24 protein-coding genes are annotated in these 23,090 nt (G+C 42.8%); 8 read left to right on the forward strand and 16 right to left on the reverse strand.

Annotated features, from left to right (window positions below; genetic code table 11):
• Positions 1-57: 57 nt before the first annotated feature.
• The 6 genes from PZ638_RS16360 to PZ638_RS16385 all read right to left on the reverse strand — a co-directional run bounded on the left by PZ638_RS16360 (position 58) and on the right by PZ638_RS16385 (position 6,482).
• On the reverse strand, positions 58-2,259 hold the full coding sequence (locus PZ638_RS16360; protein ID WP_094961082.1) for a TonB-dependent siderophore receptor: 2,202 nt from the start codon (positions 2,257-2,259) through the stop codon (positions 58-60).
• A 214-nt stretch (positions 2,260-2,473) separates the two neighbouring features.
• Complete coding sequence (locus PZ638_RS16365) at positions 2,474-3,244, reverse strand: class I SAM-dependent methyltransferase (RefSeq protein WP_136134338.1); 771 nt, start codon at positions 3,242-3,244, stop codon at positions 2,474-2,476.
• A 13-nt stretch (positions 3,245-3,257) separates the two neighbouring features.
• Positions 3,258-3,608: a cupin domain-containing protein gene (locus PZ638_RS16370; RefSeq protein WP_004257847.1), complete on the reverse strand. Its 351-nt coding sequence runs from the start codon at positions 3,606-3,608 to the stop codon at positions 3,258-3,260.
• A 36-nt stretch (positions 3,609-3,644) separates the two neighbouring features.
• A complete protein-coding gene (locus tag PZ638_RS16375) occupies positions 3,645-4,385 on the reverse strand; it encodes an ABC transporter ATP-binding protein (RefSeq protein ID WP_206277478.1) in 741 nt (246 codons plus the stop codon).
• A complete protein-coding gene (locus tag PZ638_RS16380; protein WP_004257854.1) occupies positions 4,382-5,401 on the reverse strand; it encodes a FecCD family ABC transporter permease in 1,020 nt (339 codons plus the stop codon). The genes PZ638_RS16375 and PZ638_RS16380 overlap by 4 nt, the downstream gene beginning before the upstream one ends.
• Complete coding sequence (locus PZ638_RS16385; protein ID WP_094961081.1) at positions 5,394-6,482, reverse strand: ABC transporter substrate-binding protein; 1,089 nt, start codon at positions 6,480-6,482, stop codon at positions 5,394-5,396. Before PZ638_RS16385 ends, PZ638_RS16380 begins: the two co-directional genes overlap by 8 nt.
• 95 nt (positions 6,483-6,577) lie before the next feature.
• Between PZ638_RS16385 and PZ638_RS16390 the strand changes: the two genes are divergently transcribed.
• Entirely contained in the window at positions 6,578-7,294 is a 717-nt protein-coding gene (locus PZ638_RS16390; protein WP_004257865.1) for a Crp/Fnr family transcriptional regulator, read from the forward strand.
• A gap of 39 nt (positions 7,295-7,333) precedes the next feature.
• On the opposite strand, the gene PZ638_RS16395 is transcribed toward PZ638_RS16390, so the two are convergent.
• The 10 genes from PZ638_RS16395 to PZ638_RS16440 form a co-directional block, all read right to left on the reverse strand.
• Positions 7,334-9,391 (reverse strand): TonB-dependent receptor family protein, encoded by a 2,058-nt coding sequence (locus PZ638_RS16395; protein ID WP_144139864.1) that lies wholly within the window; start codon positions 9,389-9,391, stop codon positions 7,334-7,336.
• Positions 9,392-9,560: 169 nt separating this feature from the next.
• Complete coding sequence (locus PZ638_RS16400; protein WP_072503036.1) at positions 9,561-10,292, reverse strand: PP2C family serine/threonine-protein phosphatase; 732 nt, start codon at positions 10,290-10,292, stop codon at positions 9,561-9,563.
• A complete protein-coding gene (locus tag PZ638_RS16405) occupies positions 10,277-10,972 on the reverse strand; it encodes a hypothetical protein (RefSeq protein ID WP_241098212.1) in 696 nt (231 codons plus the stop codon). Before PZ638_RS16405 ends, PZ638_RS16400 begins: the two co-directional genes overlap by 16 nt.
• Entirely contained in the window at positions 10,969-11,709 is a 741-nt protein-coding gene (locus tag PZ638_RS16410; protein WP_206277477.1) for a hypothetical protein, read from the reverse strand. Before PZ638_RS16410 ends, PZ638_RS16405 begins: the two co-directional genes overlap by 4 nt.
• An 84-nt stretch (positions 11,710-11,793) precedes the next feature.
• Positions 11,794-12,390 (reverse strand): ATP-binding cassette domain-containing protein, encoded by a 597-nt coding sequence (locus PZ638_RS16415; RefSeq protein ID WP_162493684.1) that lies wholly within the window; start codon positions 12,388-12,390, stop codon positions 11,794-11,796.
• Positions 12,391-12,404: 14 nt separating this feature from the next.
• Positions 12,405-13,181: an ATP-binding cassette domain-containing protein gene (locus tag PZ638_RS16420; RefSeq protein WP_004257884.1), complete on the reverse strand. Its 777-nt coding sequence runs from the start codon at positions 13,179-13,181 to the stop codon at positions 12,405-12,407.
• Entirely contained in the window at positions 13,175-13,987 is an 813-nt protein-coding gene (locus tag PZ638_RS16425) for an ABC transporter permease (protein ID WP_004257889.1), read from the reverse strand. The genes PZ638_RS16420 and PZ638_RS16425 overlap by 7 nt, the downstream gene beginning before the upstream one ends.
• The gene (locus PZ638_RS16430) at positions 13,984-14,952 is read right to left on the reverse strand and encodes an ABC transporter permease (protein WP_072503031.1); all 969 of its coding nucleotides are present in this window, start codon (positions 14,950-14,952) and stop codon (positions 13,984-13,986) included. The genes PZ638_RS16425 and PZ638_RS16430 overlap by 4 nt, the downstream gene beginning before the upstream one ends.
• Positions 14,952-16,505 (reverse strand): ABC transporter substrate-binding protein, encoded by a 1,554-nt coding sequence (locus PZ638_RS16435; protein WP_241098213.1) that lies wholly within the window; start codon positions 16,503-16,505, stop codon positions 14,952-14,954. Before PZ638_RS16435 ends, PZ638_RS16430 begins: the two co-directional genes overlap by 1 nt.
• Positions 16,506-16,745: 240 nt before the next feature.
• Positions 16,746-17,636: an AraC family transcriptional regulator gene (locus PZ638_RS16440; protein ID WP_004257901.1), complete on the reverse strand. Its 891-nt coding sequence runs from the start codon at positions 17,634-17,636 to the stop codon at positions 16,746-16,748.
• A gap of 414 nt (positions 17,637-18,050) precedes the next feature.
• Between PZ638_RS16440 and PZ638_RS16445 the strand changes: the two genes are divergently transcribed.
• Genes PZ638_RS16445 through ureG form a run of 7 tightly spaced genes read left to right on the forward strand, consistent with a single transcriptional unit; the run spans position 18,051 to position 23,062 of the window.
• Positions 18,051-18,887 carry an urease accessory protein UreD gene (locus PZ638_RS16445; protein ID WP_144139872.1) on the forward strand — a complete coding sequence of 279 codons (837 nt, stop codon included), beginning with the start codon at positions 18,051-18,053 and terminating at the stop codon, positions 18,885-18,887.
• 20 nt (positions 18,888-18,907) lie between these two features.
• Positions 18,908-19,210 carry an urease subunit gamma gene (locus PZ638_RS16450; protein WP_136135464.1) on the forward strand — a complete coding sequence of 101 codons (303 nt, stop codon included), beginning with the start codon at positions 18,908-18,910 and terminating at the stop codon, positions 19,208-19,210.
• 8 nt (positions 19,211-19,218) lie between these two features.
• A complete protein-coding gene (locus PZ638_RS16455; protein WP_004257906.1) occupies positions 19,219-19,542 on the forward strand; it encodes an urease subunit beta in 324 nt (107 codons plus the stop codon).
• Between the two features lie 2 nt (positions 19,543-19,544).
• On the forward strand, positions 19,545-21,248 hold the full coding sequence (gene ureC / locus PZ638_RS16460; protein WP_072503028.1) for an urease subunit alpha: 1,704 nt from the start codon (positions 19,545-19,547) through the stop codon (positions 21,246-21,248).
• 23 nt (positions 21,249-21,271) lie between these two features.
• Positions 21,272-21,748, forward strand: coding sequence for an urease accessory protein UreE (ureE, locus tag PZ638_RS16465; protein WP_094961070.1), 477 nt, complete (start codon positions 21,272-21,274; stop codon positions 21,746-21,748).
• A 21-nt stretch (positions 21,749-21,769) separates the two neighbouring features.
• Positions 21,770-22,435 (forward strand): urease accessory protein UreF, encoded by a 666-nt coding sequence (locus PZ638_RS16470; RefSeq protein ID WP_094961069.1) that lies wholly within the window; start codon positions 21,770-21,772, stop codon positions 22,433-22,435.
• A 9-nt stretch (positions 22,436-22,444) separates the two neighbouring features.
• Complete coding sequence (gene ureG / locus PZ638_RS16475; RefSeq protein WP_004257918.1) at positions 22,445-23,062, forward strand: urease accessory protein UreG; 618 nt, start codon at positions 22,445-22,447, stop codon at positions 23,060-23,062.
• Positions 23,063-23,090 lie beyond the last annotated feature (28 nt).

Below are 23,090 nucleotides of genomic sequence, written 5' to 3' on the forward strand. Positions count from 1 at the left end.
TAGGTTGGTATGAATAAAGCCACTGTACAGTGGCTTATCATTAGTTAAAATATCAAATTAGAAAGTCACACTGTAATTAAGGGCAAAAGTTCGGCCACGGCCTTTATAATCGTACAGGTTTGCAGCGCCATATTTAGGGCTATATAAGCTTTGTGCCCGCTGTCCCCAAATTGTGGAGTAATTTTTATCCAGCAGGTTTTCGACAGCAAAGCTAACTTTACCCACTGGTAGCATATAACTTCCTAATAAATCAACGGTATTATAACCATCGAGTTTCTTACCAGCCGCATCCGTTAAATTGAACGTTTGCTGGCTTTGTAAGCGTAGCGCCCAGTCATTCGGCTCCCAACCAATATAGGCATTCACTTTTGATGGGCTCGCGAAATCAACGCTCCATTTTTCCCAACTACCATCCACTTTAGTTTCTGATTTTTGTAGATTGAAGTTACTTCCAACACTCCAATCTGAGTCAGCAAAGAAGTAATCCACCGCACCTTCTACCCCATAGATACGGCGTTTATCGGTTTTCATATAGATGGTCATGTCATCTTTATTAATGCCATAGCTTCTATCAGACAAAGAATAATAGGTAGCAACTTGTGTGCGTAAGTTTTCCCCTGTGTAACGCCATCCTAACTCGAAAGAGTTAACCTTAATTCCTTTTACCTTGGTATCATTAATGTTAACACTTTTATTGAGATGATAGTGGCCATTGGCATCTGGGGTCTTCGCATAATCACCTGTTCCGTAATACTTAGCAATATCAGGAATTTCAAAGCCTTGAGAGAAATTAAACCATGTTTGTTGCTCTTCGGTTAAGTTAACCAGCAGCCCTGCGTTAAACAGTAAGTTGTTGTAATCCGTTTTCCCACCCGGTACTGCATCTGCTGATTTACCTTTTCCGTTAGCAATCGCTTCTTGCTGTGCATAACCAATAAAATCATCGACTTTATTTTCTGTGTACTGATAACGTACACCACCGCTTAACGTGAACATTGGCGTAATGTCATAACTACTTTGTAAAAATGTCGCCATATTCGTCGTGGTATAGCTTGGATAGCGGCCAATTTGGAAAGCTTTAGTTAAGTCCATTCCCCCGGATTCTTTCGCTTTATCTAAATCAAAAAACATTTGGTTCGCACGAAATTGCTCATGCTCTGCATCCACACCATAAGTTAACGTTAATTCATCGATAGGTTGGCTATTGAACGTCAGCTTAGTTCCATAAAAATTGGTTTTTTGATCCGATGAGCTGATACTTGTAACATCTTTGCCTGTAAGGGTTGGGAAAGGATAAAACTTTTGTGATTCATCACGATAATAAACTTGTGCAACAAAATCCTGCCCAAATACATCTGCATTTGAATATTGTAAATTGAGCAAATTACGCTCAGTTCCCGGCAAACGGTCAGAACTTAATTTGCTGCTGTTATAAGCTTCACCTTGCCCTTTAACCGCGGAAAAATTTTTTCCTAAATAGAGGCCGTGTTTACCATCAGACTCACTTTTATAATGCTGATAAACAGCTTGAACCTGTTGTTTTTCATCGATTTTGATAGTACCTGACGCCATCACATCCAAACGATCAGAAAATTGCAGCCCTGTTTGGGTATTATCAATATTAATCGCATTACCTTTGCCATCATACCAACCGCCATAGCGTTGATAAGCAACAGAAACACGTCCGTGAGCGTTCTCATTACCACCACTTACTGCTGCAGCAATATTTTCATCGTGATCTTTACCACTGTTAAAGCCTGTTTTTCCACCTAATTGCAGGGAAACTTGTTTTTCTTCTTGGCCTTTTTTCGTCACAATATTAATCAAGCCACCACTGCTACCACCACCGTACATCGCCGTTGCGCCTGAAATAACTTCGATATGATTAATATTAAAAGGATCGATAGAATCTAATTGGCGACTATCACTACGAGAAGAGTTAAGGCGTACTCCATCCACCATCACAATCATTGAACGGCCACGCATATTCATGCCATAGTTTGTCCGCCCTTGGCCACTGACACTCATTCCTGGAATAAGCTGCGCTAAAATATCTTTTAATTCTTTTCCACCTTCAGCTTGCTGCTCAATTTCAGCATTATCAATCACCCATGTGGTTTGTGCCATTTCTGAAACGGTTTTATAACCACGTGTAGCAGATACGGTTATGGACTCTTCTTTTTTATCGGCGCCAAATACGGAGGGGGAAATAAAAGGGAGAAAGCAAGGAGAGATAATAAAAAAATGCTTTATTTTCATTAAATTAAACCTTTACATTATTAGAATTGCTGTTATTGAATCTAAAAAATAAATCACAATGCATAACTAAATTACTGTTTATTATTTTATCAAATAATTATTATCAACAGTAACTAAGAATCAAGATAAATATAAGAATTATTATTATTAACAACAGATAATGAAAGGTTATTCAGTACTAGTCACGCATCCTTGCGCAAGATCTTCCTATTAATTACTTCACGCTAACGACTGCAATATAATTCAACTTTCCACGATTTTGCCGAAAATGACGGAACATACGCAAAAATTGGGGACGATTTTCTTTCTTCAATGCATTACGGATAATCTTTAGGGCACCCAAAATACCTTCATCGTAAATCAACCCTTTTGGTGATAGCAACGTCATTGGCCCAGTGTGAGATAACACTTGCTGGAAGCCCGCTTGTTGAAATAATTCTATCCATTGCGCTTCAGGTAATGGCTGTGCTTTAACATTAATCGCTTGCTGCATTTGGGAAACCACACTTTGAACAGCTTGGGCATCCTTAAATGCAATATCATGGGTTAATAAACAGCCACTCGGTTTTAGTACTCGATAATACTCCTGCAATAGCTTCGCTTTCGCTTTATCGCCGTACATGGTTAGCATGGCTTCATTAATAACCACATCAAAACTGTTGTCCTCAAACGGTAGTTTTGATGCATCCGCCATTTGGATTGTCACTAAATCTGTTAGCCCTTTATTCGCAACATTCTTTTGTGCTTGTACGAGCGCCTGCTTGTCCATATCAATACCCGTAATATGACAATGGAATTGGGAGGCAATTTCAATGGCAGTGGTTCCCATATTACACGCGACTTCAAGAACTTGGCTGTTCTTGTGTAACCCTGATTGGCTAAGTAACCATTCGGTTGCTTCTTTTCCCCCTGGGCGTAAACGTTTTTTCCCCAAGCGTGCTAGAAATTTGTGCCCTGCTTCGTGGGCGGTAAATGATTGGTCCATTTTCACCTCCAAGTTAATGTGTACAAGCCGTTTCAGGCTCACGTAACATAACTAACAGCATTTTTGCGGGCTCAAGCGCATCTACCGCATGAGGAATATTAGCAGGCATTCTGACAACTTCCCCCGGTTTAGCCATTACTGGCTTTCCTTCGATGGTAAGTTGTAAGCTCCCTTCAACAACCATCACAATCGCATCAAAAGGGGCGCTGTGTTCAGACAGCGCTTGGCCTTTATCAAAAGCAAATAAGGTGATATTTCCCCCGCCATTTTTCGCTAATACGCGGCTTGCAATACCTTGTTCAGTATAATTAATTAACTGATTGATAATCAGCGCTTCTGAAGGTGTTATTGTGTTATTGCTCATCGTTTAATATTCCTTAATTCAATCGTTTTCATTCAGTTATCTAAATAGCGGAATGACCCCTTGGGTCTGCCGGCCTTGATAATCCATTGGCGTAATTGCGACGGGTAATTGGTACAGTTGTGTCAGGTTTTCTTCCGTTAAAATTTGTTCAGTTTCACCAAATAAACAACCGCTGCCGTTAAATAACAACAGTGAATAATCAGCGATATGCAGCGCATGCTGTGGATAATGACTCGTGAATAAGATAGTCATTCCGCGATGTATGGCTAAGTCACGTAAGACGCTGAGCACACTGTCTTGGTTGGCAAGGTCCAATGCGGATGTCGGTTCGTCAAGAATCAGAATTTCTGGTTCGCTGGCTAATGCCCTCGCAATCATGACCATTTGTTTTTCCCCTCCACTGAGGCAGTTAAAGGGTTGGTCAGCAAATTTGCTTATGCCTAAGTACGCTAAACACTGCTCTACAATTTGGTTATCTTTTTCATTGGGTGAGGCATACCAAGGTAAATGACGAATACGCCCGAGACTCACCATAGTGCGAACAGAGTAATGAAACAGTGAACCACTAAGCTGTGGAACATAAGCAACGGGGGCATTTAGGGAAATATTGCCTGTTGATCCTTTTTGTACGCCGAGTAGTAGTTTTAATAAAGTTGTTTTTCCGCGGCCATTTGGCCCTAAAATCGCGCCAATACTGCCCTTTGGTTGCCGAAAACTAACATTCGTAAATAATTGGCGTTGGGCTATTTTGAAATTAAGGTGTTCAACTTGGATCATAAATCGGCCACCTTTTTATTCAATGTGTGGATCAGTAGTGCAAAAATAGGGGCACCGATCAGTGCGGTGATCACACTTAATGGAATTTCTGCATTCGTCATACTGCGTGCAAAGGTGTCGACAGCTACCATATAAATCCCACCAATGACCGCACTGGCAGGCAGTAATATCCGGTGATCATGCCCTACCATTAGCCGAGCAATATGTGGAACAATCAGCCCTACCCAGCCGATGGTACCGGATACCGCCACTGTCGCACTGGTGATCAAGGTTACGCTGAGTAACACAGCCCAGCGGGTTCTATTAATTTTCATCCCTAAAGCTTGTGCATTTTCTTCCCCAAGGGACAGCACATTGATACGAAAACGCAACGCAAAAATGACCAAGACACAGACCAGCACAACCGGAAAAACAATATTGAGTTTGAGGTAAGACGCACTGGCAAAGCTGCCCATAAGCCAAAAAACAATGGTTTGTAACGTGTTATTTGGGTCTGCAAAATAGGTAATTAACGAAATTAATGCAGCAAAAAAAGCATTAATAATCACCCCCGCAAGGATTAACATTAATAGCTGGCTGCCTTGGCGATTCAAACCCAATAAGAAAACCAGCACGATAGCTAGCAACCCACCGATGAAAGCCAATGAAATGGTGACCAACAAAGAAGAAAATAATAAAATAGCTAGCGCGCCACCCAATGCAGCCCCTGATGAAACACCAATAATTTGCGGCCCAACTAATGGGTTGCGGAAAATACCTTGCAAAGCAGCCCCCGCAACCGCCAGCCCAGCCCCTGCCGTTCCTGCTATCAGAACACGCGGTAAGCGCACATTCAGCACCACATTTTGTTCCGTTCGGCTATAGTTCCCCATCATTTCATTACCAAAAATAGTGTCATAGAGAATATGCCAAACCGCGGAAAACGAAACTGGGTAACGCCCACAGCTTAGGGCCAAAACAAAAGTCAACAATAAGCAAATGGCAAAAACGAACCAAAGATATTGGGGCTTACGCATGCGGTTCCCCCATTAAAGAAAGGTAGTGTTGGCTACTTTTGTTCATCTCTATTTGCAAAATTCCGTCAATTTGCTCATCTGACACGTCATAGCCATAAAGTTGCTGATATCTAAGGCGAATTTCCTCACGCAATGGCACTTTCATCGTTTCTGGGTGAAAAATCATCGATAACCATTGCCAGTACAGTGGTGTTTCTTGGTTTGGTGCATCCCAGATAAAACCACCAATAGGGAGCTTATACACACGCTGGTTTTTCACGGCGGTGACTTCACTTAGCATAGGGTTGCGGTAAACATCAGCTGGCGATAACCCTTCTTCGAAATTACCTAATAGAATAATGTCAGGGTCCCAAACCAGAATTTGCTCAATATTGAGGGTTCTTGGCCCAGTGAGGTCACGGTTTAAGCTCACCCCACCCGCCAGTGCAAAATCTGCATTGTTGTGTGATGTTGAGCCAAATGTTTGAATACTCTGGTTAAAATGGGATAAATACAGGACTCGGGGCTGCTGCGCTTCTGGTATTTCAGCGGTAGTTGCTGAGAGTGTATCGACAACTTCTTGGCGCCACTGGATCATCTTCTGTGCTTTATCATTGTGGCCAAGTGTTTGTCCCATTAGGCGAACCCACTCTTGCGTATAGCGTTCTTGCCCATAATCTAACGTAGCAACAGTCAGCCCTGCATCACGCATAGGGGAAATAATATCATCCCCTCGATGACCCCATTGCCACACTAAATCGGGCTCCACATTAAGTAATGCTTCAATGTTTGGCGTAAAATTGTTACCCACCACATTTGAATTCACTTGTAGAACAGGAGAAAACATTTGGCTTAGCATGCCATCTCGCGCAGCAACCTTTGCAAAAGGATGCATTCCGACTAATTTTTCACTGCTTTCATCCATGCCAACTAACATCGAAGCGGCAGGGATTGGGATCACGACAATACGTTTTGCAGGGGCTGATAAATGAATTTTATCACCTGACATATCTGTGAAATCAACAGCTTGTGATGCATATACATTGGCTATTCCACCAAAAGTTAGAAAAACGGCGGCGAGTCTAAAAGCATTGTTTATCATAGGGTTATTCAGCTCTCTGCTAACATCTCAATTGATAATGTGTATGATTATCATTTATACTTAAGCCATTCTAAGACGGCGTAAGAGGATGACCTATGACATTTGTCAAAAACGTTTTCCCCCATGCACAATCACTCAATGCCCTTAAATCGTGCTTACTGTTTAATGGGGTAGAAGATGAGAAACTGGCATTACTGCTGGAAAATTGTGGCCATATTCGCTTTAAAAGTGGTGAAATTCTGAACCATGAAGGGGAACCATTTAAGCATTGCCCCTTGATGATCAGCGGGCAAATGGAAGTGTATCGCCACACCTATTTGGGTGAAGAAAAAATTTTTGGTTTGTTTTGTACGGGGGAAATTGTTGCCATCGCAGCCGTTTTTATGCCTCACAACCGTTATCCCATGAGTTTACGGGCAAAAACCGACGGTGAAGCTTTGCTACTTGATAAACGCGATATTTTACGACTATGCCATGCCTGCCCGCAAATTATGGAGAAACTGCTAAGGCGTTTTAGTAGCAAACTATATGAGAACATTAACCATATCGACTGGCTAACTTCGAGTTCTGCTGAACAACGGCTAGCGGCCTATATTCTCGATTTAAAGCATAAGCAACTGACTTCAAATATTGTTTTGCCTTTATCTCGGGGCCAGCTCGCGGCTAAATTAGGCATACGTTACGAAACACTCAGTCGGTTAGTTTCTGGGTGGCGGCAAAAAGGGTTTATTGATATCGAGAAAGACACTGTGCATATCCATAATGAAAACTACTTAACGAAATTATCTATTTCTGCACAGCGCCCATTTTAAGAATAACGCATTAACGAGTATTAATGCGTTTATTCATTATTAGAAGTTATAGGTTACACCACCATTCACATTAAAGCCCATACCGGGGAACAAGGTGCTATCTTTTGCTGTGACGGTCTGATTAGCAACTGATGTTGTCGCATAACGTTCATCCGTTAAATTATCCATCGATAAATACACAGACCACTGCTCTGTTGGTTTATAGCTACCTTTAAGCCCTAATACGGCGTAATGTTTACGTTTTTGAATATCAAGATTGTTTTGGTGATCAACAGCCATATCCGTTGGCGCCCAATGAATGTTTGGCCCGAAGCTCCAATCCCCAATTTCATATAACACCTCGGCAGCGACAATATTGCGAGGAATACCTGCGATATAGTTGCCGTTATACTCTCCCCCCATAAAACGGAAATCATTATAAGTCCATGAAACTCGGTAATTGATATCCCCCGGCCCTGCGCCAACACGTCCTGTCAGCCCAGCTTCTAAGCCTTGATGACGGGTTTTCGCGGCATAATTAAACACGCCAACAACCGTCCCTGCACTGTCATAAGTGGTAATATACTCATCTTTAATTTGACTGCGGTACAGCGCAAGGTTCCATTTCAACCCATCAGTGACATCCCCTTCTCCACCAATTTCATAAGTAATGGCTTTTTGTGGTGAGAGTTTCGTCAGTTTTCCATTGCTAGAGTTAATAATTTCCCAAAATGTTGCAGGTTCTTCACTCGCACTGATATTAGCAAAGTAGCGCTGGCTTTCCGTTGGGCGCCAAATAACCCCCGCTTTTGGTGTCCAAAATGTCCAACTTTGGTCTAACGACAAATGACTTTGCCGTTTTTCTACGTCACGGCGTGCATGCGTACCTTTGACATCTAAGTTAACTGTCACTGTTGGTGTAATATGTAAGTCTACCCCCACACTGCCATAGAGGTTTTCAGCTCGGCCATCATATTTGCCTATTCTTGTTTTGTCTGCCGGTGTCCCTTTACGGTTTTGCATTAATTCAGTCTGCAAGGTCATTTGGTCCCATGCAAGTGCCGTACGGTATGTCACGGGTTCAGTTTCAATATTATAGGTGAATTGTAGCCCTTCACTGTGGCTGCGGCTAAAACGGTAGTAAGCGGGAGTAGTAAAATTATCATGAGTACGAATGTGCCAAACTCCAGCGCCAATCGCTTGGTTATCCACTTGCCAGTCTGAGCGGTTAGCCACTCGGAATTGCTCAACATTACGGTGTGGGTCACGTAGCCACACCATCGGGTACACATCTGTAGGGTTATTATTGAGTACCTCTTCAGAAACAGGCCCCGCAACGTCAAAGCGCAAATCTGTCCAACTCAACCAAGTTCGGTTTTCAAAGTTATTAGTCACATAACCAAAGTTGCTGCGTAACGTTTTACGTTGAGAAGCAGAGTGTTTGCGATAGCCATCAAAATGGTCATAAGTGAAATTAACACGACCATCAAATACCCCATCGTCAGAAACGCCACCAAATGCCGTTTGTAACCCTTCGCGACCATGGGAGCCGTACTCATAACGTAGGCGGCCTTGCTCGTTTCGACCCGTGTAAGAGAGCACATCCAATTCACCTCCCAAACTATTACTTTGTGGGTTAAGGCTATTTGCGCCGCGGCGTACACTCACCATCCGCGCATCACGCATTTCTAAGGTGCTGATGTGAAAACTGCCGTCAGCATCCGTCGCGGGTAAGCCATCTTGGAGCAGCAATACACCACGAGCAAGCGGTGCGCTTTGTACTCCAGACCCACGAATATTCAAACGCGGCTGATCAATACCACCAAAGAAATTTTGAATCACAAGCCCAGGCTGATAATCAAGAGCATCTTGTAAGGTCGCAAGGCGAGTCTCTTTTTCGATAACAACTAAATTTGTTCCGCCAGCCACTTTTTCAAGCTTGCCTTTTTCTTGCTGTTCACTCGGTGACAAACGGCTTTGACTTGTTGAAGACGTGACGATCAGTTTGTCCGATGTCATTGCTGGTGCAGCGAACCCAATTGGTGTCGCCAAAGTTCCTATACCTAAAGTGAGTGCAATACAATGCGCCAATTGGTGCCGTTTTAAACGATAAGACATATATTCACCCCAATAACAGTAATGGTTATCATTTTCATTTAAGGGGTTTAAAATAGAGGATGGGTTTAGATATCCCTATGACATTTGTCAAAAATGCCTAGAGTGAACTTCGTTTTCAGGCTAATCACACATGTAATTAGCCAAGTGGCACTTTAAGTTACTGTGGGTATCAAAGTATCAATAGCCCATTTTGATTACATGGCAATTTATCATCACGATCCCACGTTAAAACCAATACAGATAAGTCATCTTGAACTGAAAATTCACTTCCTTCAATAATGGCTTGTTGCTTTTCATTATCACATTCAGCCCAAAAACCATCTGTTGCAATAATTAGCCGACAATCCACCTCAGTGACTTCTTTATAATCAAGTAAAAATGCTTTTTGTAAATTAAAACATCGAGTGACTATTTTTCTATTTTCATCCTTCAACATACTTTGTACAAAAGGTTCGCCGAGTGGATTAGCACCAGTATGAACATTAGTAAGCCAATTTATCGATTTATCTTTTTTCCAGTTACCTAAACGAATATCTCCCGTATGAAAACAAAAAACAGATTCCCCCGAATTAAAAGTTCCAATAACTAATAAGCTCGCCTTCCCAATTTTATATTTAGCTTTAGTTCCTTTAAATCCAAGCTGTAAAATATGATCAACGATATTTTCAGTTAAGTGGCTCTGCTCTATTGAATTTAATTCTTGAATAACTATCTCAAAGAAGAATTTAGCCATTTCAGTAGTAGCTGGAGATGACGTTGAAACGTCAAAAGCAATCACCAAATTAAAATTACCTCGGTCAATTAACGCATATAAATCTTTATTTTGTTTTCTATCAGCACCCATTTGAGTTGCAAATAACCATGAGAGCTCTTTAGCTGTTCGCGTTAATGTTTGATGCATTGGGTTAATCTTTCAAAAATAATATCTTCTCGTGAACGAACTCCTTGGCTAGTGCTCTGTACTGCCATTTCAAAATCATATTCATGAATCAATAAAGCTAAATTATTTGAAATATATTCTTTTAATGCTGTATTTGACTGAGAGATCTCTTCAACAATACTTTCTCTTCCATCGAAAATATTTAAAATATCTTCAATATCTCGACTACTTAATAAATCACCATTCCCTCTACCTAGATACGCCTCTAATTTTGTGGCAATAAAATATTCAGGCCGAATTAAATTTATAGTGACATTCTGAGTTAATTGATATTGGCATGCCATTTCTACAGCTTCTTTGTACCAGCGATTACTAAAACCTAATACATTTTGGTCTACAGGCATAAAGTCAACTTTGAATTCACCAATTAACATTCGGCAGATAACATCATCAAAAGGATCTTCCCTGAACCCTCGTTCTCTCAACTTTTCTTGTAATTGGCTCCACTTAGCATAACCAACTATATCGACCACCAAGTCAACATCATCAGTATATCTAATTTGCTCTTTGGTATATTCATCAGTGACTAACAAGCCTGTAGTACAACCGCCAACAAAAACAACTTGAGCTAATAGCTCTTCACCTAATGCATCTGCAACCACCAGTAACATACTTTTTTGTAAGTTAACCTTCTCGCTCATTTAACTTCCTCAAAAATGATTTTTAGTTTTTCTAAGGATAGATTGTGCTCTCTCGGTCTGCCAATCCTAACCGCATCAACTAAAGCTAACATTGCATACAGCCTACTATCTAATTGAACTGCACGAATAATATTAGAATGTAATGGCTCAATAGCAAATCCTTTTGTCTTTCCTCTTGGATCTGGCCATACAAGAGGAAATTCTCCTGATGTCATTAGTTTTCCTTTTAATACAGGAGCTGCTATTGACGTTGCAATCCCCCTCGTCAGCTCACCTTCCTTTGCAGGAAAAACATACTTGATTCCAAAAGCAATAAAATCAAATAAAGCCTTAGTATTCACCTTGGGAATCGCTAATCTTCTATCTGGCTTCGCTAGACCAACATCGTACATACGATTTAAGCCTAAACTGATTTGTGACTTACTAATTCCTGTCAAAAACTCAAGATTTCTGACAGAAAAACGGCTTTTAATCGCGCTTTCCTCATTATAACTAGGCTTTAGCCCTTTTTCTGTCCATTCATCCTCATCCTCTACGACGACTAAAACATCATCATCAACATAAGCTAAAGAAAAATCCGCGGATGACTCTCCCGAAGCATCCTGCCTCTCAAACATATCCCCCCAATCAACTTTACTTTCATATAAATGAAAAGTATCACTATCGAAATTCTGACGATTCAAATCGATATGCATCGAAATTATTTTTAAAAGAATCAGTATATCTTGACTTTTCATATTCTAAATTCCGCCTCGTCTCACGTCCTAGGACACGGGACAATTATTAATAAAAAAATATTTTTGTCAATACACGAACTTCATCTAGGTTTTGCTAACTCCCCAAATACGGCTACACACTTTCTCTAATAACGCTTTGTTATGGCTAAAAATAACCATTGCGAGTGGTCGCTCTTCGGATAATTTCACTAACAACTGCCAAATTTCTTTTTGCAAATTGGCGTCTAACTGTGCGGTGATTTCATCGGCAATTAAAATTTTCGTTCGCGGGTCAAGGGCTCGCAGTAACGCAATACGAGCAAGTTCACCACCCGATAACTCACTGGGAAGCCTTTCAAGCCAAGCAGGTTTAATCGAAAAGCGCTCTAACCAATGGGTTTCTGGCTGCCAAGCATCAAATAAACTCGCCCCCACCTTGCGATAGGGGTTAAAGCTTTTTTCGGGATGTTGGGGGACTAATTGAATTGGGCAATAACCTTGTTGAGGTAACGGTTGCCCTTCAAACAAAATGGTTCCTTGGGATGCCTTTTGCCACTGAGCTAATACTCGGCCCAACGTGGTTTTCCCAAAACCACTGGGCGCAGATATCCCAAGACGTTCACCGCTAGTCAGTGATAAGCTAAAGCCATCCCACAGCCGCTGCCCACCTTGTTCAATGCATAAATTATTTACTTGTAAAATAGGTTCAGTGATACTCATTTACTTGCCATAAATTGATGTTCCGGTAACGCATTCCACAACGATTGCAGCCATTTTCCACCGCCGCCTTGTTGTAGCTTTTGGCTGCTTAACACTTCTTCCAACGCTCCGTTACGCAATAAGGCAATACGGTCAGCAAAACGCACAGCCATGGATAAATCATGGGTGACCCATAAAACACCTCGGCCATCGTGGCAAAGCGATTTAATGTTTTCGAGCAGTTGTGTAGCATGGTCATCATCCAGCCATGATGAAATTTCATCCGCTAAAATATATTGCGCGCAAGAGAGTGTCGCACTGCTGGCGAGTACCCGCTTTGCCATTCCACCGGATAACTGGTTTGGGTAGCTATCCACTAGTGAGCTTTGCAAATTATATTGCTGTAAGTGCCGCGCAACATCGTGCATTTTAATATGCTGCCCACTTAACACTGCGGCACGTTCTAATTGTGGGCCGATACGAATTAATGGATTAAGTGCGCTAACCCCTTGAGGTATATAGCATAATACATTACCACGGTGCTGCGCTTTGTTTTGTTCGGTCAGTTTTTTACCATTAAGGTGAATACCGCCACGACAGCGCATATTATGGGGAAGTAACCCCAAAACACTCTGTAATAACAAGCTCTTGCCTTCCCCGCTCCCACCCACCAGTGCAACCATCTCACCGGGCCGAATATCCAATGAAATCCCTTGTAGTAACGGAGCCCAACGCTTGCGCCCTAACCAACGAAATTGCGCGACATCCACGGTGAGATTATCAAGACTCAACATACGGCCCCCTTCAACCAAAGCTGCTGCAAGGCTTTAGCAAATTGGTCAAATAATAACACTAGCCCAACTAAGGCAATGCCTGGGAAAACCACCAGCCACCAAGCTCCTGTGCTGAGATAACGCAATGCATCGGACAATAAAATACCCAGTGAGGGCTCATGGGGCGATAAACCAAAGCCTAAGAAACTTAACGCCGCACTGTGTAAAACCGCATGGGGAAACATTAACAACGTTCCTACCATCCATTGAGGCAAAATCATCGGTAAATAGTGATAACGCCAGCGGTAAAACGCACTGTTACCAATACGTTGAGATAACATAATATAATCTGACTGGCTAACTCGTTGTAACTCCGAACGTAAAATTAAGGCTAATTTTGGCCAATGCGTCAGTGCAACGGCCCAAATCACCCCCATTTTTCCGCCACCCAGCGTAAAACAAATCAATACCAGTAATAAAAGATGTGGCAATGCCAACATGGCATCAATAACGCCACGCACTACATAGTCCATCACTTTGCTTATTGAAGATAAACCGGCCATGACAAGTGCAATAAAACCACTGGTAACCGCTGCCATAAGGCCGATTTGCAAGCTAGTTGCCACACCTTGAAAGGTTCTGGCAAATAAATCACGCCCTAAATTATCTGTACCAAATAGATGCGCCCACGAAGGTGGCAAACGCCTATCGAGTAAATTCATTTCAATATCATTGAGGGAGAGACCAAACGCATAGATACTGACAACAACCAGCAAAAGCAACGAAAAAGCTAACTTAAATAAAGCGCGATTAGGGTTATATGTCATGACGCTCTCATCACTCCCTTATTCACTTTTTTTAGTAGGCTGTCAGCTACCGTATTGCTAAAAAATATTATCGCGGCACATAACATGACAATCCCCATCAATAACGGAATATCTCCACGCAACCCTGCATCAATCGTCGCCTGACCTAAGCCTGGATAGGCAAATACTTTTTCTGCTAATAATGCCCCACTTAGTAATTCACCAATAGAAGCAAACTGTAAACAAATTGCCGGGGTAATAGCATGTTTTAGTACATGAAACCCAATCATCGACCAACCATTATCCCCTTGAGCCTGTGCGTAATGAATAAATTCACTGCTCATCACTTCAACAACTTTGGCACGTGTATGCAATGCGATATTACCCACGCCTAACATACCCAACGCAATGACAGGTAAAACTAGGTGATGAAGTTTCTGTGAAAATGTTGCCGTTTGCTCATCCAAGCCTATCGGCCAAGCACAGCATATCGGAGCCCACTGTAATGTCACCGCAAACAAAGACAACAACAGCAAACCTACCCAAAAAACAGGAATTGAAGCCAGTAAATAGCATAATGTTGAGATGAGTTTGTCTGGCCAGCGGTTTAAATAACGCCCAGCCACTAAACCCAACGCAAAACCAACAACTCCAGAGAACAGCCAAGAACTAATAAGTAGAGCTAAAGAAGGCGCAAGGCGGTCAGCAATCACTTGAATTACTGGGGTGTTATAGAGCATGGAATAACCAAAATCCCCCTGTAACACTTGTGAAAACCAACGCCAGAACTGTACCCATAATGGCTGATCAAGCCCCCATCGCGCGGCAATTAGCGCATATTGCTCAGGGGGAACATGCAGTAAGTCATTGCCAATATAGGCTTTTATTGGGTCGATAGGCGAGTAACTCAGCAGGATAAAAATTCCCGCTGCCGTTACGGTTAATAAACAAATAAATCGCAATAAAAGCCCGAGTGCGGTTCGCATTACTGACAGGTCCACGCCCATTCATCGACATTATTTAATACTGACCAAGAACCATGAATTTCAGGGGCACTAGTCCCTAAATCAACACAATTATTCAGTAAATAAATATGTTGCAGGTTCATCAACCAAGCCCATGGGGCATCGCCTTTAATACCAACACCCGTGTTACCATTCCAATCCACTTGTTGCCATAATGGAATCGCTGCGTCTTGGTCAGCTTGTGCTAACGCTTTTTCGATTAGTTCATCAACTGCCGCATTTTTATAATAACCGGGGTTATAAAAACCAACACCAGCTGCTTTGCTGCTGTAATTATGGACAATTTCCATCGGGTCTAAGCTTCCCCAACCAAACAATGTTGGGTTAGCATGCATCTGTAGCTCAACGGTTTCCCAACTTCCCGATTTTAAATCCATTTCGATACCAATCGGTTTTAAGCTTGAACGGATTGCCTGAGCAAGGTCACGACGTGTGGTATCACCACTGGCATACCATAATGTCAGTTTCGCCACTTTACCATTTTTCTCACGTAGACCTTCTTTATTCAGCTTCCACCCTGCCTCTTCTAAAATAGATTTGGCTTTCTCAAGGTCACCATCTTTAAAAGCGGAGTCTGGGTTATTCCATGGCAGCCCTGCGACGCCAGTATAAGCCGGTATGGCAAAGCCTTCCAATACGGATTCTGCCAATAGTTTACGGTCAAGTGCATAGTTAATCGCTTTACGAACAGCAACATCAGAAGTGATGTCGTTACCGATAGGGTTACCTTGAGCATCTTTCTCACCCGCGGGTGGAATCGGGAAAGAGATACCGCGGTTTTCCACGCTATAGCGCTCAACCAATTTCATGTTTTTCTCATCATTAACATTCGCTGCTACTGCGGCAGGGATACGAACGATTTCCAGTTGATTGCTTTGTGCCGCAGCAAAGGCCGCATCTTCATCAAGGAAGACAAAGACCATTTTACCAAAGTCATTTTTTGGCCCTGCATAATACGGATTTTGCTCGACAATCAATTGCTGCCCCGGCTGGAATGCGACTAAGCGATAAGGGCCTGCGCCAATCGGGTTATGTGCATAGGTTTTCGCATCATATTTATCTGCACAAACAATCCCTAGCGAACCTAGTACATTAACAAAGGTACTTTGTGGGGAAGATAACGTGATCTTCACGGTTAGCGGGTCAACTTCTTCTGCTTTGGCAAAGTTGCCCATGTCCACCTTACCGCCACTTGCCGCGGCATTGTTATAAGTAAAAACCACATCTTTGGCGGTCAATGGTGAGCCATCGGAAAATTTTAAGCCTTTTTTCAGCTTAAGTGTCCACTGTTTACCATCGGCATTATGTTGATAACTTTCAAGCATATAGCTATGCCATGAGAGGTCAGCCTTTTGTTTCAATAATGGGCTATGCAACAGTAGATAGCTGCCATGGCTCCACCCAAGCATAGGGTCAAATCCTTCAGTGGGCTCTGAACCAATAGCTAAACGTAAGGTTTGTGATTGAGTAGGTTCCACGGCTTGAGCTTGCAGTGTGAGCCCCATCAGGCACATTGCTGCAACGATATTTTTAATCATACATCCCTCTATAGATAGGTTTTATTTTTTATTTCAAACCACCAATGCCGTTATTTTCATTGGTGTCGCTATCGGTGAGATATTCGCTATGTGTAGAGTAACCAATATGAGTTATATTAAATTTAATGCCCTGATTGCTAGGCGCTACATCAATAGAACAGCGAATTTATTAGAGAAACCGTCAAAATTAAGTCGTTATTTGACCTATCTTAACAACTACTCATCAATTTCTTTGTCAAATTCAATTGGGTTAGATCGCAAGGACAAATTAGTAATAAAATTAGGGTCGTTCGACTGCCTTGATTGCAACCGAAACTGAGAAGGCGTCATATTATATTTTCGCTTAAAGACATCACAAAAATAAGCATTGCTACCAAAACCGCAGCGATGACTAATTTGAAAAACAGAATAATTCGAAAACGTTAAATAATTCAATGCCATCCCCATGCGAACATCTAACAATAATTGGCGAAAAGACACCCCTTCGCGGTTCAAATGGCGGCGCAACGTTGAAGGGGTCGTAAATAACGCTTTCGCAACATCGTCTAAATGCCATTTTTTTTGCGGTTCTTGGGTTATCAAATGGGTGATCGCTTGGTTTTTCGGTTCATCGTAATTGAAACGAAAAAGATTCAGAATATCGATACCTTCTTGATATATCGCCATTAAAATAAAATATAGGCTCTGTTTCATTAACAATGCTTCTTGGGATGCACTCTGTTTTTTTAATGGTAAGCATTGTTTTAGCAAACTAAAGTTATCTCTCACAGTTTCTGGGGGAGAAATATGGTAGATGGGTTGGTGGCTAGTCAGAGGCGCACCGGACTTCATCAATGTTTTCAGTAATAAAAATACCGCTTGTAATTCTTCTGCTGACATCGACAGCGTGTGCAACTCAAGCGGCTGCTTCACGGTATTACACACAATATTGCAGGAAACTTGGCTGTATTTAGGAATAATTAAGGTGACATCGCTTTCAATTTCAATGGATTGGCCATTGATCACGATATTTCCTTTCGCGCCAGTTAGCATGGCTATCATCGCGCTTTCAATATAAAACGCTTTTAACACCATCTGGCTTTCTGAAAGAAAGAATTTATATTCCATAATCTCTATAAACTGCTGTTAATGTCAGAATGACTTCCCAAGAAAAGGGATTGTTGAATAGATATAAAGTAATGAAACAAAACATATCAGCTCTATATCAGTGCGGCTGAGAATATAGTCCGGTTGCGTTGAAATCGCAATATAGATATACGCTCATTTTTTACTGTTATTTTGATGGTTGTTATATTTTCTAAATAAAATGCTGTTTAATTGAAAGGCAATTTTCGATATAAGGTGTAGAATCGCGCGGCATACACATGCAGCCTACGACACTGCATAATAATAATGATTTTTGGCGTTCATTCACATCCTACCCTACTTGCATTAGCTTTTACATCACAAATACCCAATTTTGGCTGGGGTATAGCTAAACATGTTCGCGTATTTTTAGTTGACTGAGTTGCAGGAGAAAGTATGTCTGATTTTTCAGGATCAGGCTGGTTAGCTGAAATCTTCTTACGATATGAACTAAAACGTGGCGTCACCCGCTTAACGGATAAACAACATATCGGCCCTTTAATGGTTCAGCGGCCATTCTACCCCGAGCAAGGAATTGCACACACCTATTTACTTCATCCACCCGGTGGCGTTGTCGGGGGGGATAAACTCCTTATTAATATTGATGTTCAACCACACGCCCATGCGTTATTGACCACACCCGGCGCGACAAAATTTTATCGCAGTGCGGGCGGTGTTGCGCGACAAGTACAAACATTAACTGTTGCGCCCAATGGGTTCTTAGAATGGCTACCTCAAGAAAATATTTTTTTCCCTGAGGCTCAAGTTCGCTTAGAAACCCACGTTCGAATCGCTAGTTCATCAAAATTTGTCGGCTGGGAAATCCAATGTTTAGGGCGCCCAGTATTAAACGAACAATTCGACAACGGTGATATTCGGGGCCGCTTTCAGTTTTATATTGATGACAAACTCACCTTGGCGGAATCCATATTTATCGAAGGTTCGCAAAAACAATCAGCCGTCATGCGTGAATTTCCTATGGTCGGCTCCTTGTATATCTACCCCGCCAGCGATGAGTTAAAAGCTGAACTTCACGAGAGTTTGGCCGTGTTTTTCTCTACGGAAGTGAGACCGCTTGAATATGGGCTAACTGATGTAGACGGCATTTTAGTATTACGGTTATTAGGTTCTCAAACCGAGCCGATGATGGCTTGCTTTGCCCATATTTGGCAGGCAACAAGACAATATTGGTTAGGTTATTGCCCAGAACCACCGCGTATTTGGGCAACTTAAACGTTTTTTAGGAGCAAAAAATGGAATTAACCCCAAGAGAAAAAGATAAATTATTGCTTTTTACAGCAGGCCTCGTTGCTGAAAGGCGTTTAGCCCGTGGGCTAAAGCTCAATTACCCTGAAGCCGTCGCGCTGATCAGTTGTTCGATTATGGAAGGCGCACGTGATGGTAAAACTGTCGCCCAATTAATGAGCGAAGGCCGAACCCTGTTAACCGCAGAGCAGGTAATGGAAGGCGTGCCAGAAATGATCAAAGACATCCAAGTGGAATGTACATTTCCTGATGGCACAAAACTGGTTTCTATTCACGACCCGATTGTATAGGTAACAAAATGATCCCCGGTGAAATTAAAGTCAACCACGCTTTGGGTGATATCGAACTAAATGCAGGCCGAGAAACCCAAACGATACAAGTTGCCAACCATGGTGACCGCCCGATTCAAATTGGCTCTCACTATCATTTTTATGAAGTCAACGACGCCCTAAAATTTGAACGCGAAAATACACTCGGTTTTCGTTTGAATATCCCTGCGGGCATGGCAGTACGTTTTGAACCAGGACAAAGCCGCACAGTTGAACTCGTGGCTTTTAGCGGCAAGCGAGAAATATATGGTTTCCATGGCAAAGTCATGGGTAAATTAGAGAGTGAGAATTAATAATGAAAACAATCTCTCGTCAAGCGTATGCAGATATGTTTGGTCCAACAACAGGTGACCGTTTACGCTTAGCTGATACAGAATTATTTCTAGAGATCGAAAAAGATTTCACCACGTATGGTGAAGAGGTCAAATTTGGTGGCGGTAAAGTTATTCGTGACGGCATGGGCCAAAGCCAAGTCACCAGTGACCTGTGTGTCGATGTGCTAATCACCAACGCCATTATTTTAGACCATTGGGGCATTGTTAAAGCGGATATCGGGATCAAAAATGGCCGTATTGCGGGGATTGGTAAAGCAGGTAACCCTGATGTTCAACCCAATGTCGATATCGTTATCGGCCCCGGTACCGAAGTGGTTGCAGGCGAAGGTAAAATTATCACCGCGGGTGGCGTTGATACCCACATCCATTTTATTTGCCCACAGCAAGCAGAAGAAGGTCTTGTTTCCGGTGTTACCACCTTTATAGGCGGTGGAACTGGCCCTGTGGCTGGCACTAATGCCACTACCGTCACCCCCGGTATTTGGAATATGTACCGCATGTTAGAAGCTGTTGATGAACTGCCTATCAACGTCGGGCTATTTGGTAAAGGCTGCGTCAGTAGGCCCGAAGCGATTCGCGAACAAATTGAAGCGGGTGCCATTGGCTTAAAAATTCACGAGGACTGGGGCGCTACCCCAATGGCTATTCACAACTGTTTGAATGTGGCTGATGAAATGGATGTGCAAGTGGCTATCCATTCAGATACGTTAAATGAAGGCGGTTTTTATGAAGAAACCGTGAAGGCCATTGCAGGACGAGTGATCCACGTATTCCATACAGAAGGTGCTGGCGGTGGCCATGCCCCTGACGTCATCAAATCCGTCGGAGAACCGAATATTCTGCCTGCATCGACCAACCCAACGATGCCATACACCATCAATACCGTTGATGAGCACTTGGATATGTTAATGGTTTGCCACCATCTCGACCCATCAATTCCTGAAGATGTGGCTTTTGCGGAATCTCGTATTCGCCGTGAAACCATTGCTGCGGAAGATATTTTGCACGATATGGGCGCAATTTCTGTGATGTCTTCAGACTCACAAGCCATGGGTCGCGTTGGTGAAGTTATCACTCGCACTTGGCAGTGCGCCCATAAAATGAAATTACAGCGCGGAACTTTAGAAGGTGACACACCAGAAAGCGATAATAACCGTATCAAACGTTATGTGGCGAAATACACCATTAACCCCGCTATCGCTCACGGTATCGCCCATGAAGTCGGTTCGATAGAAATAGGCAAGTTAGCTGATATCGTATTATGGGACCCTGCATTTTTTGGCATCAAACCCGCCCTAATTATGAAAGGGGGAATGGTCGCCTATGCGCCAATGGGAGATATTAACGCCGCAATCCCAACACCACAGCCTGTACATTACCGCCCGATGTTTGGAGCGTTAGGTAAAGCGAAATACCATACCTCAATGATTTTTATGTCAAAAGCAGGTATTGAAGCAGGTGTTCCTGAAAAATTAGGCTTACAGAGCCAAATAGGCCGAGTTGAAGGCTGCCGAAATATTAGCAAAGCCTCTATGGTGCACAACAGTTATGTGCCACATATCGAACTTGACCCGCAAACTTATATCGTCAAAGCCGATGGTATCCCACTGGTATGCGAACCTGCGACTGAGTTACCGATGGCACAACGTTACTTTTTATTCTGACCCCTAATTAAAAGAGCCAGAAAATGAAAAAATTTATTAAAGTGGTTGCCCCAAAACCCCATTCACCAAGCGCATTAACCCTGTGCTTAACCATGGATGAGCGCACCAAAAGCCGTTTAAAAGTTACCTTAAGTGATGGGCAAGAAGCGGGGCTATTTTTGCCGCGTGGAACCATCCTGAAAGAAGGCGACGTTTTATCCACTGAAGACGGTGAGTTAGTCACAATCGAAGCCGCGAAAGAGCAAGTTTCTACCGTTTACAGCGATGACGCTCTGTTGCTCGCCCGCGTTTGCTATCACTTAGGCAACCGCCATGTTCCTTTGCAAATTGAAGCGGGTTGGTGCCGTTATTTTCATGACCATGTGTTAGATGATATGGCGCGTGGGTTAGGTGCTACGGTTAGTGTCGGTTTAGAAAAATACCAACCGGAACCGGGGGCTTATGGCGGCTCATCCAGTGGTCATAACCACCATCACGGCCACGATGATCACCATCACTAATCAGGTTCAGGGAGTGTGCCTATGTTAGCAGATCTGCGCTTATACCAGTTAGTTAGTCCTTCTTTACCTGTTGGCTCGTTTACCTATTCACAAGGCTTAGAATGGGCGATTGAAAGAGGTTGGGTAACAACACCAGATACCCTTGCAGGCTGGCTAACCGCACAAATGACGCATGCCATTGCAACATTAGAGCTTCCCGTTTTACGGCAAATTCAGACTTCCCTTTCCCTTGGTGATATTGAAGCGGTGAAATATTGGTGTGAATTTATGATTGCCAGCCGTGAAACCAAAGAACTACGCCAAGAAGAGCGACAACGAGGAATTGCTTTTGCACGGTTGCTGCCTCAACTAGGCATTGAACTGGATGCTAACCTGCAAACCTGCGTGAAACAAACCCAGCTAATGGCCTTCGCCCTCGCCGCGGTAAATTGGCAAATTGACGTTGAAAAATTGTGCACCGCGTATGCATGGGGTTGGCTAGAAAACACGGTGATGTCAGGTGTTAAGCTTATCCCTTTAGGGCAAAGCGCGGGGCAAAATATTTTATTTACCCTTGCTGAGCGCATACCCGAGGTGGTTGCGCAATCGGCAATCTGGCCAATAGACGATATTGGTAGTTTTACACCTGCACAAATTATTGCCAGTAGTCGGCATGAAACCCAATACACACGACTTTTTCGTTCATGAGAAAATGCTATGCAAGAATATAATCAACCCTTAAGAATTGGTGTCGGTGGGCCGGTCGGCTCAGGAAAAACCGCATTATTAGAAGTGTTATGCAAAGCCATGCGCGACACTTACCAAATTGCCGTTGTCACCAATGATATTTACACCCAAGAAGATGCCAAAATTTTAACCCGTGCCGAAGCACTAGATGCAGACCGCATTATTGGTGTTGAAACTGGCGGCTGCCCTCATACCGCTATTCGTGAAGATGCATCAATGAATTTAGCGGCAGTTGAAGAGTTAGCCATCCGCCATAAAAATCTTGATATCGTATTTGTGGAAAGCGGCGGCGATAACCTCAGCGCGACGTTTAGCCCAGAGCTGGCAGACTTAACCATTTATGTTATTGATGTTGCTGAAGGCGAAAAAATTCCACGTAAAGGTGGGCCAGGGATCACCCATTCCGATTTACTGGTGATAAACAAAATTGACCTTGCTCCGTATGTCGGCGCTTCATTAGAAGTGATGGAAGCCGATACCGCAAGAATGCGACCAGTAAAGCCCTATGTGTTTACTAACTTAAAGAAAAAAGTCGGCTTAGAGACCATTATCGAATTTATCATCGATAAAGGCATGTTAAGACGTTAATAAATTTGGACGCCCTATAGGTTTTATC

This window comes from Providencia hangzhouensis (assembly GCF_029193595.2).
GTDB classification, from domain to species: Bacteria; Pseudomonadota; Gammaproteobacteria; order Enterobacterales; family Enterobacteriaceae; genus Providencia; species Providencia hangzhouensis.

Coding starts and splice junctions, on each gene's coding strand:
- PZ638_RS16360 (WP_094961082.1), bottom strand. CDS start 2,259: ATGAAAATAAAGCATTTTTTTATTATCTCTCCTTGCTTTCTCCCTTTT.
- PZ638_RS16365 (WP_136134338.1), bottom strand. CDS start 3,244: ATGGACCAATCATTTACCGCCCACGAAGCAGGGCACAAATTTCTAGCA.
- PZ638_RS16370 (WP_004257847.1), bottom strand. CDS start 3,608: ATGAGCAATAACACAATAACACCTTCAGAAGCGCTGATTATCAATCAG.
- PZ638_RS16375 (WP_206277478.1), bottom strand. CDS start 4,385: ATGATCCAAGTTGAACACCTTAATTTCAAAATAGCCCAACGCCAATTA.
- PZ638_RS16380 (WP_004257854.1), bottom strand. CDS start 5,401: ATGCGTAAGCCCCAATATCTTTGGTTCGTTTTTGCCATTTGCTTATTG.
- PZ638_RS16385 (WP_094961081.1), bottom strand. CDS start 6,482: ATGATAAACAATGCTTTTAGACTCGCCGCCGTTTTTCTAACTTTTGGT.
- PZ638_RS16390 (WP_004257865.1), top strand. CDS start 6,578: ATGACATTTGTCAAAAACGTTTTCCCCCATGCACAATCACTCAATGCC.
- PZ638_RS16395 (WP_144139864.1), bottom strand. CDS start 9,391: ATGTCTTATCGTTTAAAACGGCACCAATTGGCGCATTGTATTGCACTC.
- PZ638_RS16400 (WP_072503036.1), bottom strand. CDS start 10,292: ATGCATCAAACATTAACGCGAACAGCTAAAGAGCTCTCATGGTTATTT.
- PZ638_RS16405 (WP_241098212.1), bottom strand. CDS start 10,972: ATGAGCGAGAAGGTTAACTTACAAAAAAGTATGTTACTGGTGGTTGCA.
- PZ638_RS16410 (WP_206277477.1), bottom strand. CDS start 11,709: ATGAAAAGTCAAGATATACTGATTCTTTTAAAAATAATTTCGATGCAT.
- PZ638_RS16420 (WP_004257884.1), bottom strand. CDS start 13,181: ATGTTGAGTCTTGATAATCTCACCGTGGATGTCGCGCAATTTCGTTGG.
- PZ638_RS16425 (WP_004257889.1), bottom strand. CDS start 13,987: ATGACATATAACCCTAATCGCGCTTTATTTAAGTTAGCTTTTTCGTTG.
- PZ638_RS16430 (WP_072503031.1), bottom strand. CDS start 14,952: ATGCGAACCGCACTCGGGCTTTTATTGCGATTTATTTGTTTATTAACC.
- PZ638_RS16435 (WP_241098213.1), bottom strand. CDS start 16,505: ATGTGCCTGATGGGGCTCACACTGCAAGCTCAAGCCGTGGAACCTACT.
- PZ638_RS16440 (WP_004257901.1), bottom strand. CDS start 17,636: ATGGAATATAAATTCTTTCTTTCAGAAAGCCAGATGGTGTTAAAAGCG.
- PZ638_RS16445 (WP_144139872.1), top strand. CDS start 18,051: ATGTCTGATTTTTCAGGATCAGGCTGGTTAGCTGAAATCTTCTTACGA.
- PZ638_RS16450 (WP_136135464.1), top strand. CDS start 18,908: ATGGAATTAACCCCAAGAGAAAAAGATAAATTATTGCTTTTTACAGCA.
- PZ638_RS16455 (WP_004257906.1), top strand. CDS start 19,219: ATGATCCCCGGTGAAATTAAAGTCAACCACGCTTTGGGTGATATCGAA.
- ureC (WP_072503028.1), top strand. CDS start 19,545: ATGAAAACAATCTCTCGTCAAGCGTATGCAGATATGTTTGGTCCAACA.
- ureE (WP_094961070.1), top strand. CDS start 21,272: ATGAAAAAATTTATTAAAGTGGTTGCCCCAAAACCCCATTCACCAAGC.
- PZ638_RS16470 (WP_094961069.1), top strand. CDS start 21,770: ATGTTAGCAGATCTGCGCTTATACCAGTTAGTTAGTCCTTCTTTACCT.
- ureG (WP_004257918.1), top strand. CDS start 22,445: ATGCAAGAATATAATCAACCCTTAAGAATTGGTGTCGGTGGGCCGGTC.